This window comes from Alteromonas alvinellae (assembly GCF_902705805.1).
In genome coordinates this window covers 1-18,476 of sequence record NZ_CACSIH010000136.1, presented here as the reverse complement: position 1 = coordinate 18,476, position 18,476 = coordinate 1, and the positions used below count along the sequence as shown (strand labels likewise).

Below are 18,476 nucleotides of genomic sequence, written 5' to 3'. Positions count from 1 at the left end.
ACCTTTCATCCATTCCGTCCCCGGTGAGTCTCGACTACACCGGTGAGATGAGTGATCAATGCCTTAAAGAAACACAGTTATAGCTTACGCGTCCGCAATCGATGATCCAGTAAAGCTACATTCGTCAAAGTTGGTTGCACCGATTAATGCAGTTATTAAACACACTGGCTAAATTAACTAATCGACTATAGTGTACATAAATCCACTTCTTTACTGCGACGAGTTATGGCCTTATCAACCCGCGATAGAATAAAAACTCTGATCCGTGAAATTGGCATCGACGAAGAGCAGTTTTGTTCATGTACAGCTTTGCCTGCTCAAACTCTTAATGGTGCAAAGCATACGGATACAAAACGACTCAAGGAGACACTGCTAATATTTAATATGCTTGAAACAATGTTCGATACAAGACAAGATGCTTGGAATTGGTATACAAAACAACCTATTAGCGGGTTCGGTAATACTACCCCTTCTCAAGTTGTGATAGAAAATCGAGAGACTGGTGCGTCGGAAGTTATTAATTACATTGAGTCGAAAAGACTAGGCGGATTCGAATGAACCAAATTAAGTATGGTCACTAAGCTATAAGTGCATAAAACTTGTCCTAGATTTTTCAGTGCGTCTTGCGAGGCAACGGGCTATTTAATTGTCAGATGGAAACCTTCAGTCTATCTGCGTTGTAAACGCCAAACATGGAACTGTTCCAGTAGCTAGTGGTTTTCTCGCTCTAATCTTTCGACTTTTCTTTCAAAAGCTTCTTATAGAATGTCAACTATCTTGACCGGTCTGGCGCCAATTAACTTGACCGGTTGTCGCTTTATAGCTTCTATTCGTTGCGCTGCAATTATCAAGCTTGGGGGGGAGTGTCTTATCCACTGGTTTAGCATTTCCTGATATGATCGTCTTGACGGCTTTAAACGTGTAGCGGACATTGAATATAACCCTTGCGCTCGACCGCTCAGAAAAATAGCGAACGTTAATATCGCCCGCAGTTACGGCTGGCTTAAACCGCAGAAGAAAGGCAGTCCGACAACATGCGCTTGTTACGTTTTTTGTTTATAAATAACTTGAAGGCGTTTATATAGCTCATTACTTAGATTCCTTAATCCTTCTTCATTTGGGTAGTATTTTAATGCCCTATGGTGACCTAAGTCAGAAGGTATATCGTCAAGAGACTGAGTAATTGGAATTACCGTTTTACCAAGAGTATGTGCTATTCCTGTTTCATACATGACATTTGGATTTTTACCAGTGAAATCGACCACTACTACTTTAGAACAAAATATCAAATCAAAGATATCTTGTATAAACGTCGAATTGTCCCATATGTCATCAGCTCGCTTGCATTCCAAACTCATATAATCCGCTACTCTATTTATAGCTGAGTAAGTACCATTAAACCCAGCATTAAATGGCATCATCACGGAAATTAATTTTTCGTTTAACTTTTTAGCAGGAACTTGAAAGACACTAGGTTTAAACGTTATTACCCGCTCGGTTGGCGGGACTTCAAAAGAGGTTGAAACAAACTCACCATTCTCTGGGAGTAATCGAACCGTTCCGTTCGCCTGAACGGAAATTGTTAGAGCATTTGTTTTTAACGATGATGTAACAGCTTCTAAAGCTTTATCACGGTCAACGTTATCATCAAATAGAAAGTGATCTGGATGTAAGAGATATTCTATTACCTTAACCATTTCTGGTGATGGCATATTGTCTGGAGATTGCCTTCTATTAAGTTCGTCAAGAACTTCCCTAACCCAGACTCGCCTAGTTGAGCCATCATGAATGTAATCAAGGTCTAAATCGACAAAAAATCGCGTAAGATAAGACGAACTTCGATATGGAAAAAATTGAAAAGGTTGGTCACCACATATCATTTCAGCAATTTTAGCGATTGCCGCTGTTCCAATTTGCATTAATTAACGACTCCTCATGGTAAAGACACGTAATACCCGCGTAACGGGTAATAACACGTAGGCTCAGTCGATTCGCTACAGTTTTAGCCTAAGTGTTATTGATCAAGCGAGCGCAGTGATCGCCGATAGTTGTTTGCTATAGTTTGATCCTACTTACAGCATTTGGCTCTCTTATTATTAGATCCACAAAAGCAATAATCCTTTTTCGACGTATTTTCCTTAGCTAGTTGCAATATCGAAGGGTATAAAACTCTTGCCTTTAGCTGGATATCCAGAACTTGTTTCTGAGAGACCACGCCTGAATTATTTAGCCTTAAGTCGTTCATTTCCCTTTCTAAGGCTAAATAATTGTCTAACATCTTATCTGTAATCAATGGAACTAGTTTTTGCGGTAAAAAGTTATTAACTATAAGAGCGTTGACGGCATTGTCAGGACTAAAGCGAATTTTGTCTTTTCTGTATGGATTTGGAGTAACGCAAAGCAACTTTTGCTCTTTAGTTTTTACAACAGCATGAGCAGTTAGCTTGAGTGCAATGTTTCCCAAAATTGAAAATATCCAGCCCAGTTGGACCTCACCGCCAAATTTATCAATATAAGCTCTGGCGTTATTGAGGCAGTTTTGAGGCAAAGCGCCTTTGACTGGTTGAATAGGAACCAAAACTGTTTCGTTTATTCCGGCCTTCCAAAGGCTGCTTTTGTCTATATTGGGTGGATCAAAATATTGCAATGTTATAAATCCCTTTAGCGCTATAACTGGTTGATTTTTTGGTTATACCTAAATTGCGCCAAAAAGTTTCGCAACCCAAATAAACTCACAACTAAGAATTGCAATATACAGCCAAAATTCTGAGAAATATCGCAAAGTAAACACGGTTCGATACCAGAAAGGAGGATTATAATAGTCTGACATTTCTATTTTTGTCCTCATAAAGTCTACTTTTGTATGGTTCTCATACCGCCTTAAAATTTCGTCGTACTCTTGATTTAAGGTGCCATAATCTTCGTCTTTATCTTCCAAATTTACTTTAGGATAGACCTTTCTTCCTAAGCTATTAAGCTCCATACCGCAGTTGTGGATTCGTTCACCTCGAACAGCGAAATTAGCCATGCTAAGGATAATTGAAACAGCGAGAATTACGATAGTGAGTAGAATTTGGACGAAATCTATAGTTTTTTTGTCTTGCGTTAGTTCGATTTCGAAACCTTGGGCTAAAGGAGTAATTAACAAAAAAATGGAAGAAAGTGTAATTGTCCATAATACCGCTTTATTGTGATGCTCTAATCTACGTTGAGCAGCGAATCTATTTTTTGTAGTTTTCTTAATGCGATCATGTAGATCTTTATATGGGGTATCTGTCGCCATCAAAATTCCATTTAGGCATAATAGCTTATTACTGAGACCTCATAGTAACACTCGTTTCCAATAAAAAAACATCCTCAATGTTTTAAGAGCGAAAAAAAGCTAGACGTTCGTTTTACGTTTAAATGCTAATGTCAGATTTGATTAAGTTCTATTATTTGAATCTGATAGATCAGGTTAAGACTGATTCAACTTATTGTGTTCAACTTATTGGCAGTTTCCGTAATACAGGTTTGATATTTTTTCTTGCACAAATAATTCAACTCGCTTTTTTATGCTAATACCTGCACCTTTCTGCATACCAATTCTAGTCGTGTCTTCATTCGTTACTTATGGATCAGAGTGGTTAAAGATAAATTGAAATTTAGACATTTGGAGACTATTCCTTTGGGAGCTCTTGTGCTTTGGGCGATTGAAGAATCCATGTATTACACATTGTTAGCCCTGAACTACGTTAAAATAATTAACTAACTTTGACCCGCATATGATGAAGTAAATTTCAGATCCTGAGCGCCAGCGTATGTGATCAACTGAATCACTTTGGCTTCAGACTGAGGAATTTCTATACATCCTCTCAGTCTTACCATAATTCAATTATTAGATCTCGAAAGTAAACCAGACACAACAAGCGCCCGGTTTAAGAGCCGCTATCTTTTGAATAGTTTTAATTTGATTCTTCGCTATTTTGCTCTACTTCTTCTTTAATTTTTTTAGGTAGTAGAAGCTCTCTGAGTTTAGCTTCGATCTCGTTTGAAATTTCAGGGTTTTCTTTTAGGAAATTCATACAGTTACTTTTACCCTGCCCAATTCTATCACCATTATAGCTGTACCACGCCCCAGCTTTATCAACTAGCTTGTGTTTTACACCCAAATCTATTAGTTCGCCTTGCTTTGAAATTCCCTCTCCGTATTTAATTATAAATTCAGCCTGCTTGAATGGAGGGGCTATTTTATTTTTTACTACCTTCACTCTTGTTTCATTACCAACGACTTCATCGCCTTCCTTTACAGAGCCAATACGCCGAATATCCAAACGAACTGAAGCGTAAAACTTCAAAGCATTTCCACCAGTTGTAGTTTCTGGATTACCAAACATCACACCAATCTTCATGCGAATCTGGTTAATAAAGATCATCATAGTGTTCGATCTTTTAAGATTACCCGTAATCTTTCGCATACTCTGAGACATCATTCGAGCGGCAAGACCCACGTGTGAGTCGCCAATATCGCCTTCAATTTCTGCTTTCGGGGTAAGCGCTGCAACAGAATCAACAACAATAACATCGACAGCACCAGAGCGAGTTAACATGTCGCAAATTTCTAGAGCTTGTTCACCTGTGTCAGGCTGTGAAACGAGGAGTTCATCAATATTAACCCCAAGTTTTTCCGCATAGATCGGATCTAAGGCATGTTCAGCATCAACGAATGCACATGTCTTTCCTTGACGTTGGGCTTCCGCAATAACTTCAAGAGTGAGCGTAGTTTTACCAGATGATTCTGGTCCGTATATCTCGACGATTCTGCCTAACGGTAAGCCTCCAGCGCCTAATGCTATATCCAGTCCTAACGAGCCTGTCGATATAGTTTCGACATCCATTGTTTTGTTTTCACCAAGCTTCATTATTGAGCCTTTACCAAATTGCTTCTCAATTTGGGATAAGGCTGCATCTAGAGCTTTACTTCTGTTTTGATCTATCATCGTTGTAGGCCTTCATTTCTTGCACTGATACAAGTAATTAATTAAAAACTAAAATATAAAATGAAGCTCTTTTATCTTATATTTTAATTCTCATTGTGTATGTGACACTCTCATTTCTATGTGACACATTTTACGCAGCTATGGGTAAAGGGCCAAAATGAAGACCAACGTGAGAATCACCCATGTCACCTTCAATTTCAGCTTTAGGTGTAAGCGCCGCTACCGAGTCAACAATAACAACATCTACCGCACCTGAACGTACTAGCATGTCGCAAATTTCTAGCGCTTGCTCACCAGTATCAGGCTGAGATACCAATAGCTCGTCAATGTTTACGCCTAGTTTCTCAGCGTATACAGGGTCTAGGGCATGTTCAGCATCAACGAAAGCACAGGTTTTACCTTTGCGCTGCGCTTCAGCAATAACTTGAAGTGTTAGCGTGGTTTTACCTGATGATTCTGGTCCGTAGATTTCAACAACACGTCCACATGGCAAACCGCCTATACCTAGAGCGATATCAATGGTAAGTGAGCCAGTAGAAATCGCTTCAATATCCATGGCCTGGTTATCGCCTAAGCGCATGATTGCGCCTTTACCAAATTGCTTTTCAATTTGGCCAACTGCGGCGGTTAAAGCTTTTGATTTGTTATCGTCCACGTATGTATCCTCTAGGATTTGCGGTTAAATTCTGCATTGGTGTTTTCCATGTCTTGTATGAAATTACCAAATAATGATCACATTCTATACTGTACAAGCATACAGTTTCAACCCGTGTTTTTAATTTTCACTCAACATTTTAATTAACTGAGTAATGGCAAAGCTAATAGCGTGTTGACGAACCTCGTCGCGATTGCCGCTAAACACCTGTTTGATTTGCGCTTCGTGCTCCCCACATAAAAAGCCAAACCACACTGTGCCCACCGGTTTTTCTTCGCTGCCACCGCCAGGGCCGGCAATGCCACTAACCGTTACAACAAGTTGCGCACCGCTATTACGGCGCACGCCTTCAGCCATTTCTTTCACCGTTTGCTTCGACACCGCGCCGTACTCTTTTAGCGTCTGCTCTGTTACGCCCAGTATGCTTTGCTTTGCGTCGTTTGAGTACGTCACCCAGGATTGGTTAAACCAATCAGAACTGCCAGCTACGCTGGTAAAAGCAAAAGCGACTCCACCGCCTGTACACGACTCAGCGCTTGATACAGTCCAACCTTTTTCCCTTAGTGCGTCGCCTAACACCTGAACTTGCGCAGATAATGCGCTATCAAGCGTTAAAGGGGTGGCGTTTGCTGTCGAATCAGTTGAAAATGTTGTGCTCATTTGGATATACCTAATTACACCTGTTGTGCTTTATCAGATCTTCGCTTGATCTTAGTGGGCGTGAGTTTATCATTTATTCCCCTCAACAGGCATTAAACCCAGCAACAAATTCGCAGAGGCATTTTTTGGAATCACATACTCCTATGATGCGCCAATACCTGACTATTAAGGCGCAGCATCCGAATATTTTACTGTTTTATCGCATGGGCGACTTTTATGAGTTGTTTTACGACGATGCCAAAAAAGCTGCTGAATTACTGGATATCTCATTAACAGCCAGAGGAAAATCGGGTGGTGAACCTATTCCTATGGCGGGTGTGCCTTATCATGCGGTAGAAAGCTACCTGTCACGCTTAGTGAAAATGGGTGAGTCAGTAGCCATTTGCGAACAGGTTGGAGACCCAGCCACCAGTAAAGGCCCTGTTGAACGCGCGGTACAACGTATTGTTACGCCTGGTACAGTCACTGACGAAGCGCTGTTAGAAGAACGTCGCGACAATATTCTGGCCGCCGTTTGTGGTCACAGTATGCACTATGGTCTGGCAACCCTAGATGTTACAAGCGGGCGTTTCGTTGTGTTTGAATGTGACAGCGATGAAAGCTTACTTGCTGAAATTCAGCGCATTAATCCAGCTGAACTGCTCTATCCTGAAGGATTTGAAAGCTTAGCATTGGTTGAAAACCGCAAAGGACTTAGACGCCGTCCTGAATGGGAATTCGACATTGATACCGCCACAGAGCAATTAAACGCACAGTTTGAAACCAAAACATTAGATGGCTTTGGAATAAAAGGCGTCACTAAAGGCTTAGGCGCAGCGGGCTGCGTTTTACAATATGTAAAGGATACCCAGCGCACTGCTCTGCCTCACATTCGCCGCATTCAAACAGAACAGCAAGACAGTCGCGTACAGCTTGATGCAGCCACCCGCAGGAACCTAGAACTTACCCATAATTTGTCGGGAGGACAGGAAAATACGCTGTTTAGCGTGATGGATACCACCACTACGGCCATGGGTAGCCGCATGTTACAGCGTGTTATTCATTCGCCTTTAACCGACCAGCATGAACTTCACAGCCGCCTAGATGCTGTTGAAACGTTTATTAATGATGACCCTGAAGATATTCGCACCGCGTTAAAACACATTGGTGATATAGAACGTATTATGGCGCGATTAGCCCTTCGTTCAGCCAGGCCTCGAGACTTTGCTCGCCTAAAAAATGCCTTTAATGCGCTGCCTGACTTACAAGATGCCCTAGCTCGATTCGACACAGGGCAAATCAGAAGTATCAGCGAAACCATTGGCACTTACCCTGAGCTTCAAGCCCTGTTAAACGACGCCATTATCGATAACCCGCCAGTGGTAATACGGGATGGCGGCGTGATTGCCGAGGGCTATAACGCCGAACTTGATGAGTTGCGCAAGCTATCACAAGGTGCTACCGACTACTTAGACGCTATGGAACAGCGTGAGCGCGAGCGCACCGGCATTTCTACGCTAAAAGTGGGCTATAACAAAGTTCACGGGTTCTTTATTGAAATTAGCCGGGCGAACAGTGCATTAGCGCCTGCTGAATATATTCGAAGACAAACCCTTAAAAACACTGAACGTTATATAACGCCAGAACTGAAAGAGCACGAAGATAAAGTGCTAAGCAGTCAGGGCGCTGCGCTTGCTCTTGAAAAGCAGCTTTATGAAGCACTGTTCGACAATTTTGCTCCGTACCTTAACAAGTTAATTGAAACAGCCTCTGCGCTTGCTAAGCTTGATGTACTGTGCTGTTTTGCTGAACGTGCCGTGTCACTTGATTGGTATCGACCTCATTTGAGTCAAGAATGTGCGCTTACTTATGATGCCGGCCGCCACCCTGTGGTTGAGAATGTAATGAAAGACCCCTTCATTGCCAACCCGCTACAGCTAGATACCGAGCGCCGCATGCTAATTATTACTGGCCCGAACATGGGCGGTAAATCAACTTACATGCGCCAAACAGCGCTGATTGCGTTACTAGCCTGTATTGGTAGCTTTGTACCTGCTGAAAACGCCCACATAGGAAAGCTTGATCGCATCTTTACCCGTATAGGCGCATCAGATGACTTAGCCTCAGGTCGTTCTACCTTTATGGTTGAGATGACAGAGACGGCGAACATTCTAAATAATGCCACAGAAAACTCGCTGGTATTGATGGATGAAATAGGCCGTGGCACCAGTACCTATGATGGATTGTCTCTGGCGTGGGCATGCGCGAGTTATTTGGCAAAACAGCTAAATGCTTATACGCTTTTTGCCACGCATTATTTCGAACTTACTGAACTTCCAGAAACGCAAAGTGGCGTAGTGAATGTGCACTTAGACGCGATGGAGTTTGAAGATACCATACGCTTCATGCATACCGTGTCAGAAGGCGCGGCGAGCAAAAGCTTTGGTTTACAAGTTGCCCAACTTGCAGGCGTACCTAAGGCGGTAATAAAAGCGGCGCAACAGAAGCTTGCGGTGTTGGAATCATCACACCTTATGACCAGCACGGAAAATGGATCAGAGAACGCCAACGATGAGGCTTTTGTAGCGAAGAGCTCGGTAAAAGGTGGAAATAAGACAAGCGGTTCAGGTAAAGCTACATCAAATACCAAAGGCCAAGCTGAAATGCTGTTCCCTGATAAGCCGCACCCGGTAGTAGAAGCCCTTGAAAACTTGTCACCCGATGAGCTATCACCGCGCCAAGCGCTAGACCTTATCTACACACTTAAGCGCCTGAGCCAGTCTTAAAGCAAGCTTAAGCGCGTATAAATTGCGCATCATGTGGGCAAATTGATTGTCTGCCCACATGAATTTGCGTATACTATCGCCCCGTCCAAAGTGTAGCTGGTTTTGTTCTAAACTCAGCCTATATTTACCATACAACCCAAACGTTCTAGGTTTCGCATGACAAATTATATTTTCGTCACCGGTGGTGTAGTTTCATCGCTAGGTAAAGGTATTGCTGCAGCATCGTTGGCCGCAATTCTGGAAGCTCGCGGTCTCACCGTAACCATGTTAAAACTCGACCCTTACATCAATGTCGACCCGGGCACTATGAGCCCTATCCAGCATGGTGAAGTATTTGTTACCGATGACGGCGCTGAGACCGACCTTGATCTTGGTCACTATGAGCGTTTTATTCGCACCCGCATGACCAAGCGCAACAACTTCACTACCGGCCGTGTATATGAAGAAGTGTTAAAGCGCGAGCGTCGCGGTGATTACCTTGGTGCAACTATTCAGGTTATCCCTCATATCACCAATGAAATTAAGCGCCGCGTAATTGAAGGTGCTGAAGGTCACGATGTAGCTATTGTTGAAGTGGGCGGAACCGTTGGTGATATCGAGTCACAACCTTTCTTAGAAGCTATTCGTCAGCTAGGTACCGAAGTAGGCCGTGAACGCGCAATGTTCATGCACTTAACGCTAGTACCTTATATGCCAGCATCAGGCGAAGTAAAAACTAAGCCTACGCAGCACTCGGTAAAAGAGCTTCGCTCGATTGGTATTCAGCCAGACATCTTAGTATGTCGCTCAGTGGGTGCGTTGCCCGCCAGCGAGCGTTCTAAAATTGCACTTTTCACTAATGTTGCTGACAAAGCCGTTATTTCACTGAAAGATGTAGACAGTATCTACCGCATTCCAGCGGCACTTAAAGCACAAGGTATGGATCAGCTAGTAGTAGACCGTTTTGGCCTTGACTGCAAAGAAGCAGATCTATCTGAATGGGAACAAGTGCTGTATGCAGAGTCTAACCCAACAGCCGAAGTAAACATCGGTATGGTTGGTAAATACGTTGAGTTACCAGACGCCTATAAGTCAGTTAACGAAGCGCTGAAGCACGCAGGCCTAAAAAACCGTCTGACTGTGAACATCCACTATGTAGATTCACAAGATGTAGAAAGCAAAGGTACTCAGATTTTAGAAAAACTGGATGCCATTCTAGTACCGGGTGGCTTTGGTGAACGCGGCATTGAAGGCAAAATTGCCGCTGCACGTTATGCGCGCGAAAACAAAGTACCTTACCTTGGTATTTGCCTGGGTATGCAGGTAGCACTTATCGAGTACGCGCGCAATGTTGCGGGTATGGAAAACGCGAACAGCACAGAGTTCGACTCTGAAACCCCTTACCCTGTAGTCGGCCTTATCACTGAGTGGTTAGATGCTGCAGGAACAACTGAAACTCGCACAGAAAACTCAGATCTTGGCGGTACCATGCGTCTAGGTAGTCAGCTATGTCACCTTATTGAAGGCACCAAAGTACACGAAATGTATGGCAGTGCTGAAATTTACGAACGTCACCGCCATCGTTACGAAGTCAATAACAATTTGCGTGACCAAATTGAAGCTGCAGGTTTAAAAGTAAGTGGTTTGTCCACTGATAAGCGACTTGTAGAAGTTGTCGAAATCCCTGATCATCCATGGTTCATTGCGGGCCAATTCCACCCTGAGTTCACTTCAACCCCTCGGGATGGACACCCATTATTTACTGGTTTTGTAGCTGCGGCTGGCAAATACCAGAAAGAAAATCACTAATTTCTAATAAAGGGGCGCGCTCTCCCGTTGTGCCCCAATCAATTGTTGAGGAAAAAACATGGCGAAAATTAGTCGCATTATCGGACGCGAGATTTTAGATTCACGCGGAAACCCTACCGTAGAAGCAGATGTATACCTAGAATCAGGCGTAATGGGCCGAGCTGCAGCACCATCTGGTGCCTCTACTGGTAGCCGCGAAGCACTAGAGCTACGCGACGGCGACAAGTCTCGTTACCTAGGTAAAGGTGTAACAAAGGCAGTTGCAGCAGTTAACGATACCATCGCGCCTGCACTTATCGGCAAAGACGCACTAGCGCAAGCTGATATCGACGGCATCATGATTGACCTTGATGGCACAGAAAACAAAGAAACCCTTGGTGCGAACGCAATCCTAGCGGTTTCACTTGCAGTAGCGAAAGCAGCGGCAGCAGAGAAAGGCGTAGCACTTTACGAGCACATTGCAGACCTAAACGGTACATCTGGTCAATTCTCTATGCCAGTACCAATGATGAACATCATCAACGGTGGTGAGCACGCTGATAACAACGTAGACATTCAAGAGTTCATGGTACAGCCAGTTGGCGCGAAGAGCTTTAAAGAAGCACTACGTATGGGTGCTGAAATCTTCCACGCTCTTAAGAAAGTACTGTCTGCTAAAGGTCTTAACACAGCAGTTGGTGACGAAGGTGGTTTTGCCCCTAACCTTAGCTCAAACGCTGAAGCGCTTGCAGTAATCGTAGAAGCCGTTGAAAACGCTGGCTACAAAATGAATGAAGACATCACCCTTGCATTAGACTGCGCGGCGTCTGAATTCTATAAAGAAGGCAAATATGTACTATCTGGTGAAGATAAGAGCTTCGATTCAGAAGCGTTTGGCGACTACCTTGCTGACCTTTCTTCACAATACCCAATTGTATCTATTGAAGACGGCCTGGACGAAAGCGACTGGGACGGCTGGGCAAGCCTAACTAAGAAGATTGGCGACAAAGTACAGCTAGTTGGTGACGACTTGTTTGTAACTAACACTAAAATTCTTAAGCGCGGTATTGATAACGGTATTGGTAACTCAATCCTTATCAAGTTCAACCAAATCGGTTCACTAACTGAAACCCTTAACGCTATTAAGATGGCGAAAGATGCGGGCTTCACAGCGGTTATCTCTCACCGTTCAGGTGAAACTGAAGACGCCACTATTGCTGACCTTGCAGTAGGTACAGCAGCGGGCCAAATCAAGACGGGTTCACTATGCCGTTCTGACCGCGTTGCTAAGTACAACCAATTACTTCGTATTGAAGAAGCACTAGGTGACGCTGCAACTTACAAAGGCCGTAGCGAAATCAAAGGTCAATAATTGACGCCTGAGATTATGATGAAAAGCCGCTTTCTATAGCGGCTTTTTTTGTGTCTATTTTTTCGCATTGTTTAATGAAACCGTGTAGCAACAAGCGCTTAATCTTGCTAGGGTTAAATAACTTTAGACAGGTATTTGATAATCCCGATGGCTTCAGGCGACAAACTTTCCCACTCTATACCCAACTCCCAAGTTGGCTTTTTCAGTGAAGCTGGTGAACTTGGCGGAAGCCACCCTCAATTCAATGAAATATGTACTGCTCTGTATGAAAGAGAAATCGTTTCTCTAGCTCATAGCGAGATAAAAAACCTATCGCTGCTTAAGCGTCGAATGGGCGGGCTTCCCTATCACGTGAAAGCTATTGCTCGGTATATGATTAGTGATGGCATCGCAAACAATCCATCCCCGCTAAAAACAGACACACATAATGGAAGTTGGTATGCCAAGCAATCTGCAAAGTGCCCCGGCATTAATCATTTAGACGATGTAGAGAAGCGAGAAGCGTGGTATATGAAAAACGCTAGGTATGGTCTTGTTGTACCTGTTTTAATTTTAAATATGGAAGGTTCTCACATTGAGCTTGATTCCATTGATATGGTAAACCAAGACAATACCCAGCTCCATCTGAACAAAAATGGATGGTTTGCCAATACAGGGGAGTGCATTTCTTCAACTCCACTACGCGATGAAATGGAAGCGGCCACGGCACTTTCAGTTCAAAACAAAATACTGCTACGGCCTTCAAAGGCGATAATGACCGCTGCATGCTGTGGCCACGCATGGAGCTTTAAATCCAAGCGTTCACCACGTGCCTTATCCCTTCGCGAAATGCGCTTATCGACTCAAATCAACTGGAAGAACTTTACGCTGCTTAATAGGTAACAAAGCCCCAAAAAGAATAAAAAACCAGTATATCCGCATAAAAAACCACAATCTCTTTTGCACTTCCACAGCCAAATTTAGTACAAACATCCTAACCAACATCATCTATAGTAAATTAACCCCCTCACAAATGACTGCAGCCACTGTCACGTTGCTATCAGACCAAGATCGTTAGGACACATATCCTAAATAATTAAAAGAAAGTATTTATACACGAAAAATATACTCATTATTGTAAACAATGGTTGACCTCTTCATGCCACATGGGTACATTGTCGCTATCAACTTGGTCAGCAAAGAAACAACAAATGCGTATTCGTTTCCTTCTTCTATCTCTACTCCTTATGGCAGCCAGACTGCACGGGTAGATTGCGACCAGCGATTTAATTTCACAAAAACCCGTGCCAAGCACGGGTTTTTTTTTAACTATTCAACTGAGAGAGCGTCATGACAAATCAAGTGAAGATCTTTGATACCACATTGCGAGACGGCGAGCAGGCCTTACCTGCAAGCCTAAGTGCCAAAGAGAAATTGCAGATCGCGCTAGCGCTCGAACGGTTAGGCGTTGACATCATTGAGGCAGGCTTTCCCGTATCGTCACCCGGCGACTTTCGCTCTGTACAAATGATTGCCAAAGAGGTTAAAAACTCGATTGTTTGCGGCCTGTCTCGCGCATTGCCGGGCGATATTGATGCATGTGGGCAAGCATTAGGCGTTGCCGAGCAGTTCCGAATTCACACGTTCATCGCAACGTCGGAAATTCACGTAGGTGCCAAGCTACGTAAATCACAAGATGAAATTGTTGATATGGCCGTAGCCGCGGTGAAACATGCTCGTAAGTACACTGACGACGTTGAGTTTTCGTGCGAAGACGCCGGTCGTACTCACATCGACTATCTATGCCGCATGGTAGAAGCTGCAATTAATGCAGGTGCAACTACCGTTAATATCCCAGATACAGTGGGCTACACTACACCCACAGAGTTCGGCGGTATTATCCAGCAATTATTCAATCGCGTTCCCAACATCGACAAAGCGACAATCTCCGTTCACTGTCACAACGACTTGGGTTTAGCGGTAGCAAATTCATTGGCAGCCGTTGAGCAAGGCGCCAGACAGGTAGAATGTACGATTAACGGTATTGGCGAGCGTGCCGGTAATGCATCGCTTGAAGAAATTGCGATGATCTTACAAACCCGTAAGAACATGCTAGGTTTTGACACAAACATTAATTCTACTGAGATTTCACGTACATCGAAGCTGGTCAGTCAGCTTTGTAATATGCCTGTTCAAGCCAACAAAGCCATTGTTGGCGCTAATGCGTTTAGTCACTCATCAGGTATTCACCAAGACGGTGTCTTAAAAGCGCAAAATACCTATGAAATTATGACCCCAGAAAGTGTGGGCATTAATAAGAACAACCTAAACTTAACGTCACGCTCTGGCCGTCATGTGATTAAACATCGCTTAACCGAACTTGGCTATAAAACCGAAGACTATGACTTAGAAGCGGTGTATGACGCATTCTTAAAGTTAGCGGATAAAAAAGGCCAAGTATACGATTACGACCTTGAAGCCTTGTTGTTCTTCGATAAGCAAAAGCACGACCAAGCACACTTCCAGTTGCTTTATCTTCAAGCTAATTCAGGGCGTGAAATCATTCCAAGTGCTACCGTTAAAATGAAAGTGGGCACTGAAGAAATTACCCAGTCTAGCATTGGAAACGGCCCGGTAGATGCGGCTTATAAGGCCATTATGTCTATACTAGGTCACGAAGATTTAGAAGTTGTCGACTTTAAACTAGATTCAAAAGGTGAAGGTGCCGACGCTTTGGCACAAGTGAGCGTTATCGCTACATATAAAGGCCGTCGTTTCCATGGAATCGGCTTGGCTACAGATATTGTGGAAGCCGGCGTTAAAGCCCTTATCTTTGTATTAAACAACACATATTTGGCCGATCAAATTGATCAGCAAAAAAATCAACAAGAACGCGTTGCAGGAGTATAAATGAGCCAGTATTCAATTGCCGTATTAGCCGGAGACGGTATCGGCCCAGAAGTTATGCAGGAAGCCAATAAGGTTTTAGATGCTGTTGAAAAGAAGTTTAACGTCACCCTGAACCGCACTGCATATCCTGTGGGTGGCTACGCCATTGATACTGAAGGCGAAGCGCTACCCTCAAAAACGCTATTGGGCTGTGAGCAAGCCGATGCAATTTTGTTTGGCAGTATCGGTGGCCCTAAGTGGGACACCTTGCCGTTAGAACAACGTCCAGAACGTGCCGCACTGCTTACCCTTCGCAGCCATTTCGACCTGTTTAGCAACCTGCGCCCAGCTCGCATTTACCCGGGCCTTGAAAGCCTGTCTCCTCTTCGTGAAGACATCGCCAAATCTGGCGTAGACGTTTTAGTTGTGCGTGAGCTAACCAGCGGTATTTACTTTGGTCAGCCTAAGGGCCGAGAAGGTGAAGGCGAAGAAGAGTTCGCGTATGACACCATGCGCTATAGCAAACGTGAAATTCGCCGTATTGCTATTGCGGCATTTGAAGCAGCACAGAAGCGTCGCGGCAAAGTGACGTCGGTGGACAAAGCCAACGTACTGGTAACCAGCCGCTTATGGCGTGAAATTGCTGAAGAAGTCGCAAAAGACTATCCAGATGTAGAACTTGATCATATCTACATCGACAATGCCACTATGCAGATTATGAAGAACCCAGCGCAGTTCGATGTAATGCTGTGTTCAAACCTTTTTGGCGATATCGTTTCTGATGAATGCGCCATGATGACCGGCTCTATGGGCTTGTTGCCATCGGCAAGTATGAACGAAGATGGCTTTGGCCTTTATGAGCCAGCAGGCGGTTCGGCCCCAGATATTGCAGGCCAAGGCATTGCTAACCCTATCGCACAAATTTTATCGGCCGCCATGATGCTGCGTTTCAGCATGAACTTGAATGATGCTGCCGACGCAATTGAAAAGGCAGTAGTGGCAACGCTAGAAGCAGGAGTACTTACGGGCGAGTTATTACCTGCAGATAAACGCAGCCAAGCGGCAAGCACGTCGCAAGTAGGCGATGAAATCGTTAAACAATTAATGGCGCAGGAGTAAAACAACCTCATGGCCAAGACCTTATATGACAAAGTGTGGCAAGCCCACATTATTGACCAAATCGGTGAAGACAGCTTAATTTATATCGACCGTCACCTAATTCACGAAGTGACGTCACCTCAGGCATTCGCTGGCCTTAATGAAAAAGGCCGTAAAGTACGACGCCCTGATCGCACGGTTGGCACCATGGATCACAGCATTTCAACCCGTTCACTGGCAATTGATGCCTGTGGTCCGGCAAATGCGCTTCAGCTACAAACCTTGGCAAAAAACTGTGAAGAACACGGCATTCAGCTATTTCCAGTGGGCCACCAAAAGCAAGGTATCGTGCACGTTATGGGCCCTGAATTAGGTTTAATTCAGCCTGGTATGACGGTGGTGTGTGGTGACTCACACACTGCAACCCACGGTGCATTTGGTGCGCTGGCATTTGGTATTGGTACCTCTCAGGTAGAGCATGTATTGGCCACGCAAACGTTGAAACAAAGCCGCGCGAAAAGCATGCTTATCAACGTAAATGGCAAGCTTCCTGTCGGTATTACCGCAAAAGACATTATTCTTGCCATTATTGGAAAAATTGGCCACGCTGGCGCTACTGGTCATGTTATCGAATACGCAGGTGAAGCTATCCGCGGTTTGAGCATGGAAGAGCGCATGACAGTTTGTAATATGAGTATTGAAGCTGGTGCGAAAGCAGGTCTTGTTGCACCAGACGAGAAAACCTTTGCTTACCTTGAAGGCCGTGAATACGCGCCTAAAGGCCAAGACTGGGAAGACGCCGTCGCTTACTGGAAAACCCTTTACACCGAAGAGGGTGCTACGTTTGACACTGTGGTTGAACTTGAAGCGGCAGATATTGCTCCTCAGGTTACTTGGGGTACAAACCCAGGCCAGGTTATTGGCGTAAACACGCCTGTTCCTGCACCCGAAGATTTCAGCGATCCGATTGAAAAAGAAAGCGCAGTGAAAGCACTTGAATACATGGGCCTAAAACCCGGCGAAAGGCTTGCCGACGTAGCCGTTAACCACGTATTTATCGGCTCATGTACCAACGGGCGTATTGAAGATATGCGCGCAGCGGCACAAATTGCCAAGCGCGGCAAAGTCGCCGATTCAGTGACTGCTATTGTGGTTCCAGGGTCAGGTAATGTTAAACGCCAGGCTGAAGCTGAAGGTTTAGACAAAATCTTTATCGATGCAGGCTTTGAATGGCGTTTGCCTGGCTGTTCAATGTGCCTTGGAATGAACGACGACAAATTGGTGGCAGGTGATAGATGTGCCTCTACCAGTAACCGTAACTTTGAAGGCCGTCAAGGCCGTGGGGCGCGTACTCACTTAGTAAGCCCAGCAATGGCTGCTGCCGCGGCAATTACCGGTCGCTTTGCTGACGTTAGAGATTATCAGGAGTAAGTTATGTCTGAACAAGGTTTTACACAACACACAGGCATTGCTGCGCCACTTGATCAGGCCAATGTCGATACCGACCAAATCATTCCAAAGCAGTTTCTAACTGGCGTAACGCGTGCTGGCTACGGGAAACATTTGTTCCACGACTGGCGCTATTTGGATTTAGAAGAGAAAGAGCCAAACCCAGCGTTCGCGCTGAATAAGCCTGAGCACAAAGGTGCGAGTCTGTTGCTAGCTCGCGAAAACTTTGGTTGTGGATCAAGCCGAGAACACGCGCCGTGGGCACTTGCCGACTTTGGATTTAAAACGGTTATTGCCACCAGCTTTGCTGATATTTTTTACGGCAACTGCATTAATAATCAGCTAGTGCCTGTGGCATTATCAAGCGAGCAAATGGACGCATTGTTTGCTGCAGTGAAGGCAGACCCAGCAACTAAGATCACCGTTGATCTTCCAGCGCAAACGGTAAGTTTTAACGATACCAGCTTCAGCTTCGATATTGCTGAGCATCACAAAAACAACCTTATTAAAGGTTTAGATGCTATCGGTCAAACGCTAGAGCTTACAAGCGCTATTGAAGCCTTCGAAGATAAACAGCCAGCGTGGTTGTAACAGCGTAGGGCTTTAACGCTTAAAAACGCCCTTGCATGAAACATGGGTGCTGTCGCGAGATGGCACTCTGTTTATTTCTTCCCTCCATGCCTCGAACCTAACTTTGCATCAAGGTGCCCATTACCGTTGGGTATAGAGAATATCTGCTCGCCTGATTTGAAATATAAGCAACTTCTCGGCACATTTACACGTCACACGTTCTCTCACGAATTCGTTAATCCTATGCTCGCGGACTCTAGGGCCTGTTGACCTTTGGTGTACGAATTTTGGTC

General features: G+C 44.5%; 14 protein-coding genes and 1 pseudogene. 9 read left to right on the top strand and 6 right to left on the bottom strand.

Annotated elements, in window-relative coordinates; genetic code table 11:
- The first annotated feature begins 225 nt into the window (after nt 1-225).
- A complete protein-coding gene (locus tag ACX5KA_RS10405) occupies nt 226-558 on the top strand; it encodes a hypothetical protein (RefSeq protein WP_458731080.1) in 333 nt (110 codons plus the stop codon).
- A 485-nt stretch (nt 559-1,043) separates the two neighbouring features.
- On the opposite strand, the gene ACX5KA_RS10400 is transcribed toward ACX5KA_RS10405, so the two are convergent.
- The 6 genes and pseudogenes from ACX5KA_RS10400 to ACX5KA_RS10375 form a co-directional block, all read right to left on the bottom strand.
- Nucleotides 1,044-1,919 carry a hypothetical protein gene (locus ACX5KA_RS10400; RefSeq protein WP_458731079.1) on the bottom strand — a complete coding sequence of 292 codons (876 nt, stop codon included), beginning with the start codon at nt 1,917-1,919 and terminating at the stop codon, nt 1,044-1,046.
- A gap of 149 nt (nt 1,920-2,068) precedes the next feature.
- Nucleotides 2,069-2,647: a hypothetical protein gene (locus ACX5KA_RS10395; protein ID WP_458731078.1), complete on the bottom strand. Its 579-nt coding sequence runs from the start codon at nt 2,645-2,647 to the stop codon at nt 2,069-2,071.
- 48 nt (nt 2,648-2,695) lie between these two features.
- On the bottom strand, nt 2,696-3,283 hold the full coding sequence (locus ACX5KA_RS10390; RefSeq protein WP_458731077.1) for an SLATT domain-containing protein: 588 nt from the start codon (nt 3,281-3,283) through the stop codon (nt 2,696-2,698).
- A 661-nt stretch (nt 3,284-3,944) separates the two neighbouring features.
- On the bottom strand, nt 3,945-4,979 hold the full coding sequence (recA, locus tag ACX5KA_RS10385; protein WP_458731076.1) for a recombinase RecA: 1,035 nt from the start codon (nt 4,977-4,979) through the stop codon (nt 3,945-3,947).
- 160 nt (nt 4,980-5,139) lie between these two features.
- Nucleotides 5,140-5,634, bottom strand: a pseudogene (locus ACX5KA_RS10380) (ATPase domain-containing protein); the annotation flags it as partial.
- A 120-nt stretch (nt 5,635-5,754) separates the two neighbouring features.
- The gene (locus ACX5KA_RS10375; protein WP_039223327.1) at nt 5,755-6,294 is read right to left on the bottom strand and encodes a CinA family protein; all 540 of its coding nucleotides are present in this window, start codon (nt 6,292-6,294) and stop codon (nt 5,755-5,757) included.
- 143 nt (nt 6,295-6,437) lie between these two features.
- On the opposite strand from ACX5KA_RS10375, the gene mutS reads away from it, so the two are divergent.
- From mutS to leuD, 8 genes are all read left to right on the top strand, one after another.
- The gene (gene mutS / locus ACX5KA_RS10370; protein ID WP_014975825.1) at nt 6,438-9,059 is read left to right on the top strand and encodes a DNA mismatch repair protein MutS; all 2,622 of its coding nucleotides are present in this window, start codon (nt 6,438-6,440) and stop codon (nt 9,057-9,059) included.
- A 156-nt stretch (nt 9,060-9,215) separates the two neighbouring features.
- Complete coding sequence (locus ACX5KA_RS10365; RefSeq protein WP_014975824.1) at nt 9,216-10,847, top strand: CTP synthase; 1,632 nt, start codon at nt 9,216-9,218, stop codon at nt 10,845-10,847.
- 58 nt (nt 10,848-10,905) lie between these two features.
- The gene (gene eno / locus ACX5KA_RS10360) at nt 10,906-12,198 is read left to right on the top strand and encodes a phosphopyruvate hydratase (RefSeq protein WP_014948502.1); all 1,293 of its coding nucleotides are present in this window, start codon (nt 10,906-10,908) and stop codon (nt 12,196-12,198) included.
- Between the two features lie 147 nt (nt 12,199-12,345).
- The gene (locus ACX5KA_RS10355) at nt 12,346-13,080 is read left to right on the top strand and encodes a hypothetical protein (protein ID WP_333969614.1); all 735 of its coding nucleotides are present in this window, start codon (nt 12,346-12,348) and stop codon (nt 13,078-13,080) included.
- A gap of 447 nt (nt 13,081-13,527) precedes the next feature.
- Nucleotides 13,528-15,087, top strand: coding sequence for a 2-isopropylmalate synthase (leuA, locus tag ACX5KA_RS10350; protein ID WP_458731075.1), 1,560 nt, complete (start codon nt 13,528-13,530; stop codon nt 15,085-15,087).
- Nucleotides 15,088-16,185: a 3-isopropylmalate dehydrogenase gene (leuB, locus tag ACX5KA_RS10345; RefSeq protein WP_049585949.1), complete on the top strand. Its 1,098-nt coding sequence runs from the start codon at nt 15,088-15,090 to the stop codon at nt 16,183-16,185.
- A 9-nt stretch (nt 16,186-16,194) separates the two neighbouring features.
- Nucleotides 16,195-17,595 carry a 3-isopropylmalate dehydratase large subunit gene (leuC, locus tag ACX5KA_RS10340; protein ID WP_458731074.1) on the top strand — a complete coding sequence of 467 codons (1,401 nt, stop codon included), beginning with the start codon at nt 16,195-16,197 and terminating at the stop codon, nt 17,593-17,595.
- Nucleotides 17,596-17,598: 3 nt separating this feature from the next.
- The gene (gene leuD / locus ACX5KA_RS10335; RefSeq protein WP_014948483.1) at nt 17,599-18,204 is read left to right on the top strand and encodes a 3-isopropylmalate dehydratase small subunit; all 606 of its coding nucleotides are present in this window, start codon (nt 17,599-17,601) and stop codon (nt 18,202-18,204) included.
- Nucleotides 18,205-18,476: the final 272 nt, after the last annotated feature.

Excerpts from the sequence above, each read along its gene's own strand:
- leuC (WP_458731074.1), top strand. The coding sequence starts at position 16,195 with ATGGCCAAGACCTTATATGACAAAGTGTGGCAAGCCCACATTATTGAC.
- ACX5KA_RS10355 (WP_333969614.1), top strand. The coding sequence starts at position 12,346 with ATGGCTTCAGGCGACAAACTTTCCCACTCTATACCCAACTCCCAAGTT.
- ACX5KA_RS10375 (WP_039223327.1), bottom strand. The coding sequence starts at position 6,294 with ATGAGCACAACATTTTCAACTGATTCGACAGCAAACGCCACCCCTTTA.
- mutS (WP_014975825.1), top strand. The coding sequence starts at position 6,438 with ATGATGCGCCAATACCTGACTATTAAGGCGCAGCATCCGAATATTTTA.
- ACX5KA_RS10365 (WP_014975824.1), top strand. The coding sequence starts at position 9,216 with ATGACAAATTATATTTTCGTCACCGGTGGTGTAGTTTCATCGCTAGGT.
- leuB (WP_049585949.1), top strand. The coding sequence starts at position 15,088 with ATGAGCCAGTATTCAATTGCCGTATTAGCCGGAGACGGTATCGGCCCA.
- eno (WP_014948502.1), top strand. The coding sequence starts at position 10,906 with ATGGCGAAAATTAGTCGCATTATCGGACGCGAGATTTTAGATTCACGC.
- ACX5KA_RS10405 (WP_458731080.1), top strand. The coding sequence starts at position 226 with ATGGCCTTATCAACCCGCGATAGAATAAAAACTCTGATCCGTGAAATT.
- leuA (WP_458731075.1), top strand. The coding sequence starts at position 13,528 with ATGACAAATCAAGTGAAGATCTTTGATACCACATTGCGAGACGGCGAG.
- recA (WP_458731076.1), bottom strand. The coding sequence starts at position 4,979 with ATGATAGATCAAAACAGAAGTAAAGCTCTAGATGCAGCCTTATCCCAA.
- ACX5KA_RS10400 (WP_458731079.1), bottom strand. The coding sequence starts at position 1,919 with ATGCAAATTGGAACAGCGGCAATCGCTAAAATTGCTGAAATGATATGT.
- leuD (WP_014948483.1), top strand. The coding sequence starts at position 17,599 with ATGTCTGAACAAGGTTTTACACAACACACAGGCATTGCTGCGCCACTT.
- ACX5KA_RS10390 (WP_458731077.1), bottom strand. The coding sequence starts at position 3,283 with ATGGCGACAGATACCCCATATAAAGATCTACATGATCGCATTAAGAAA.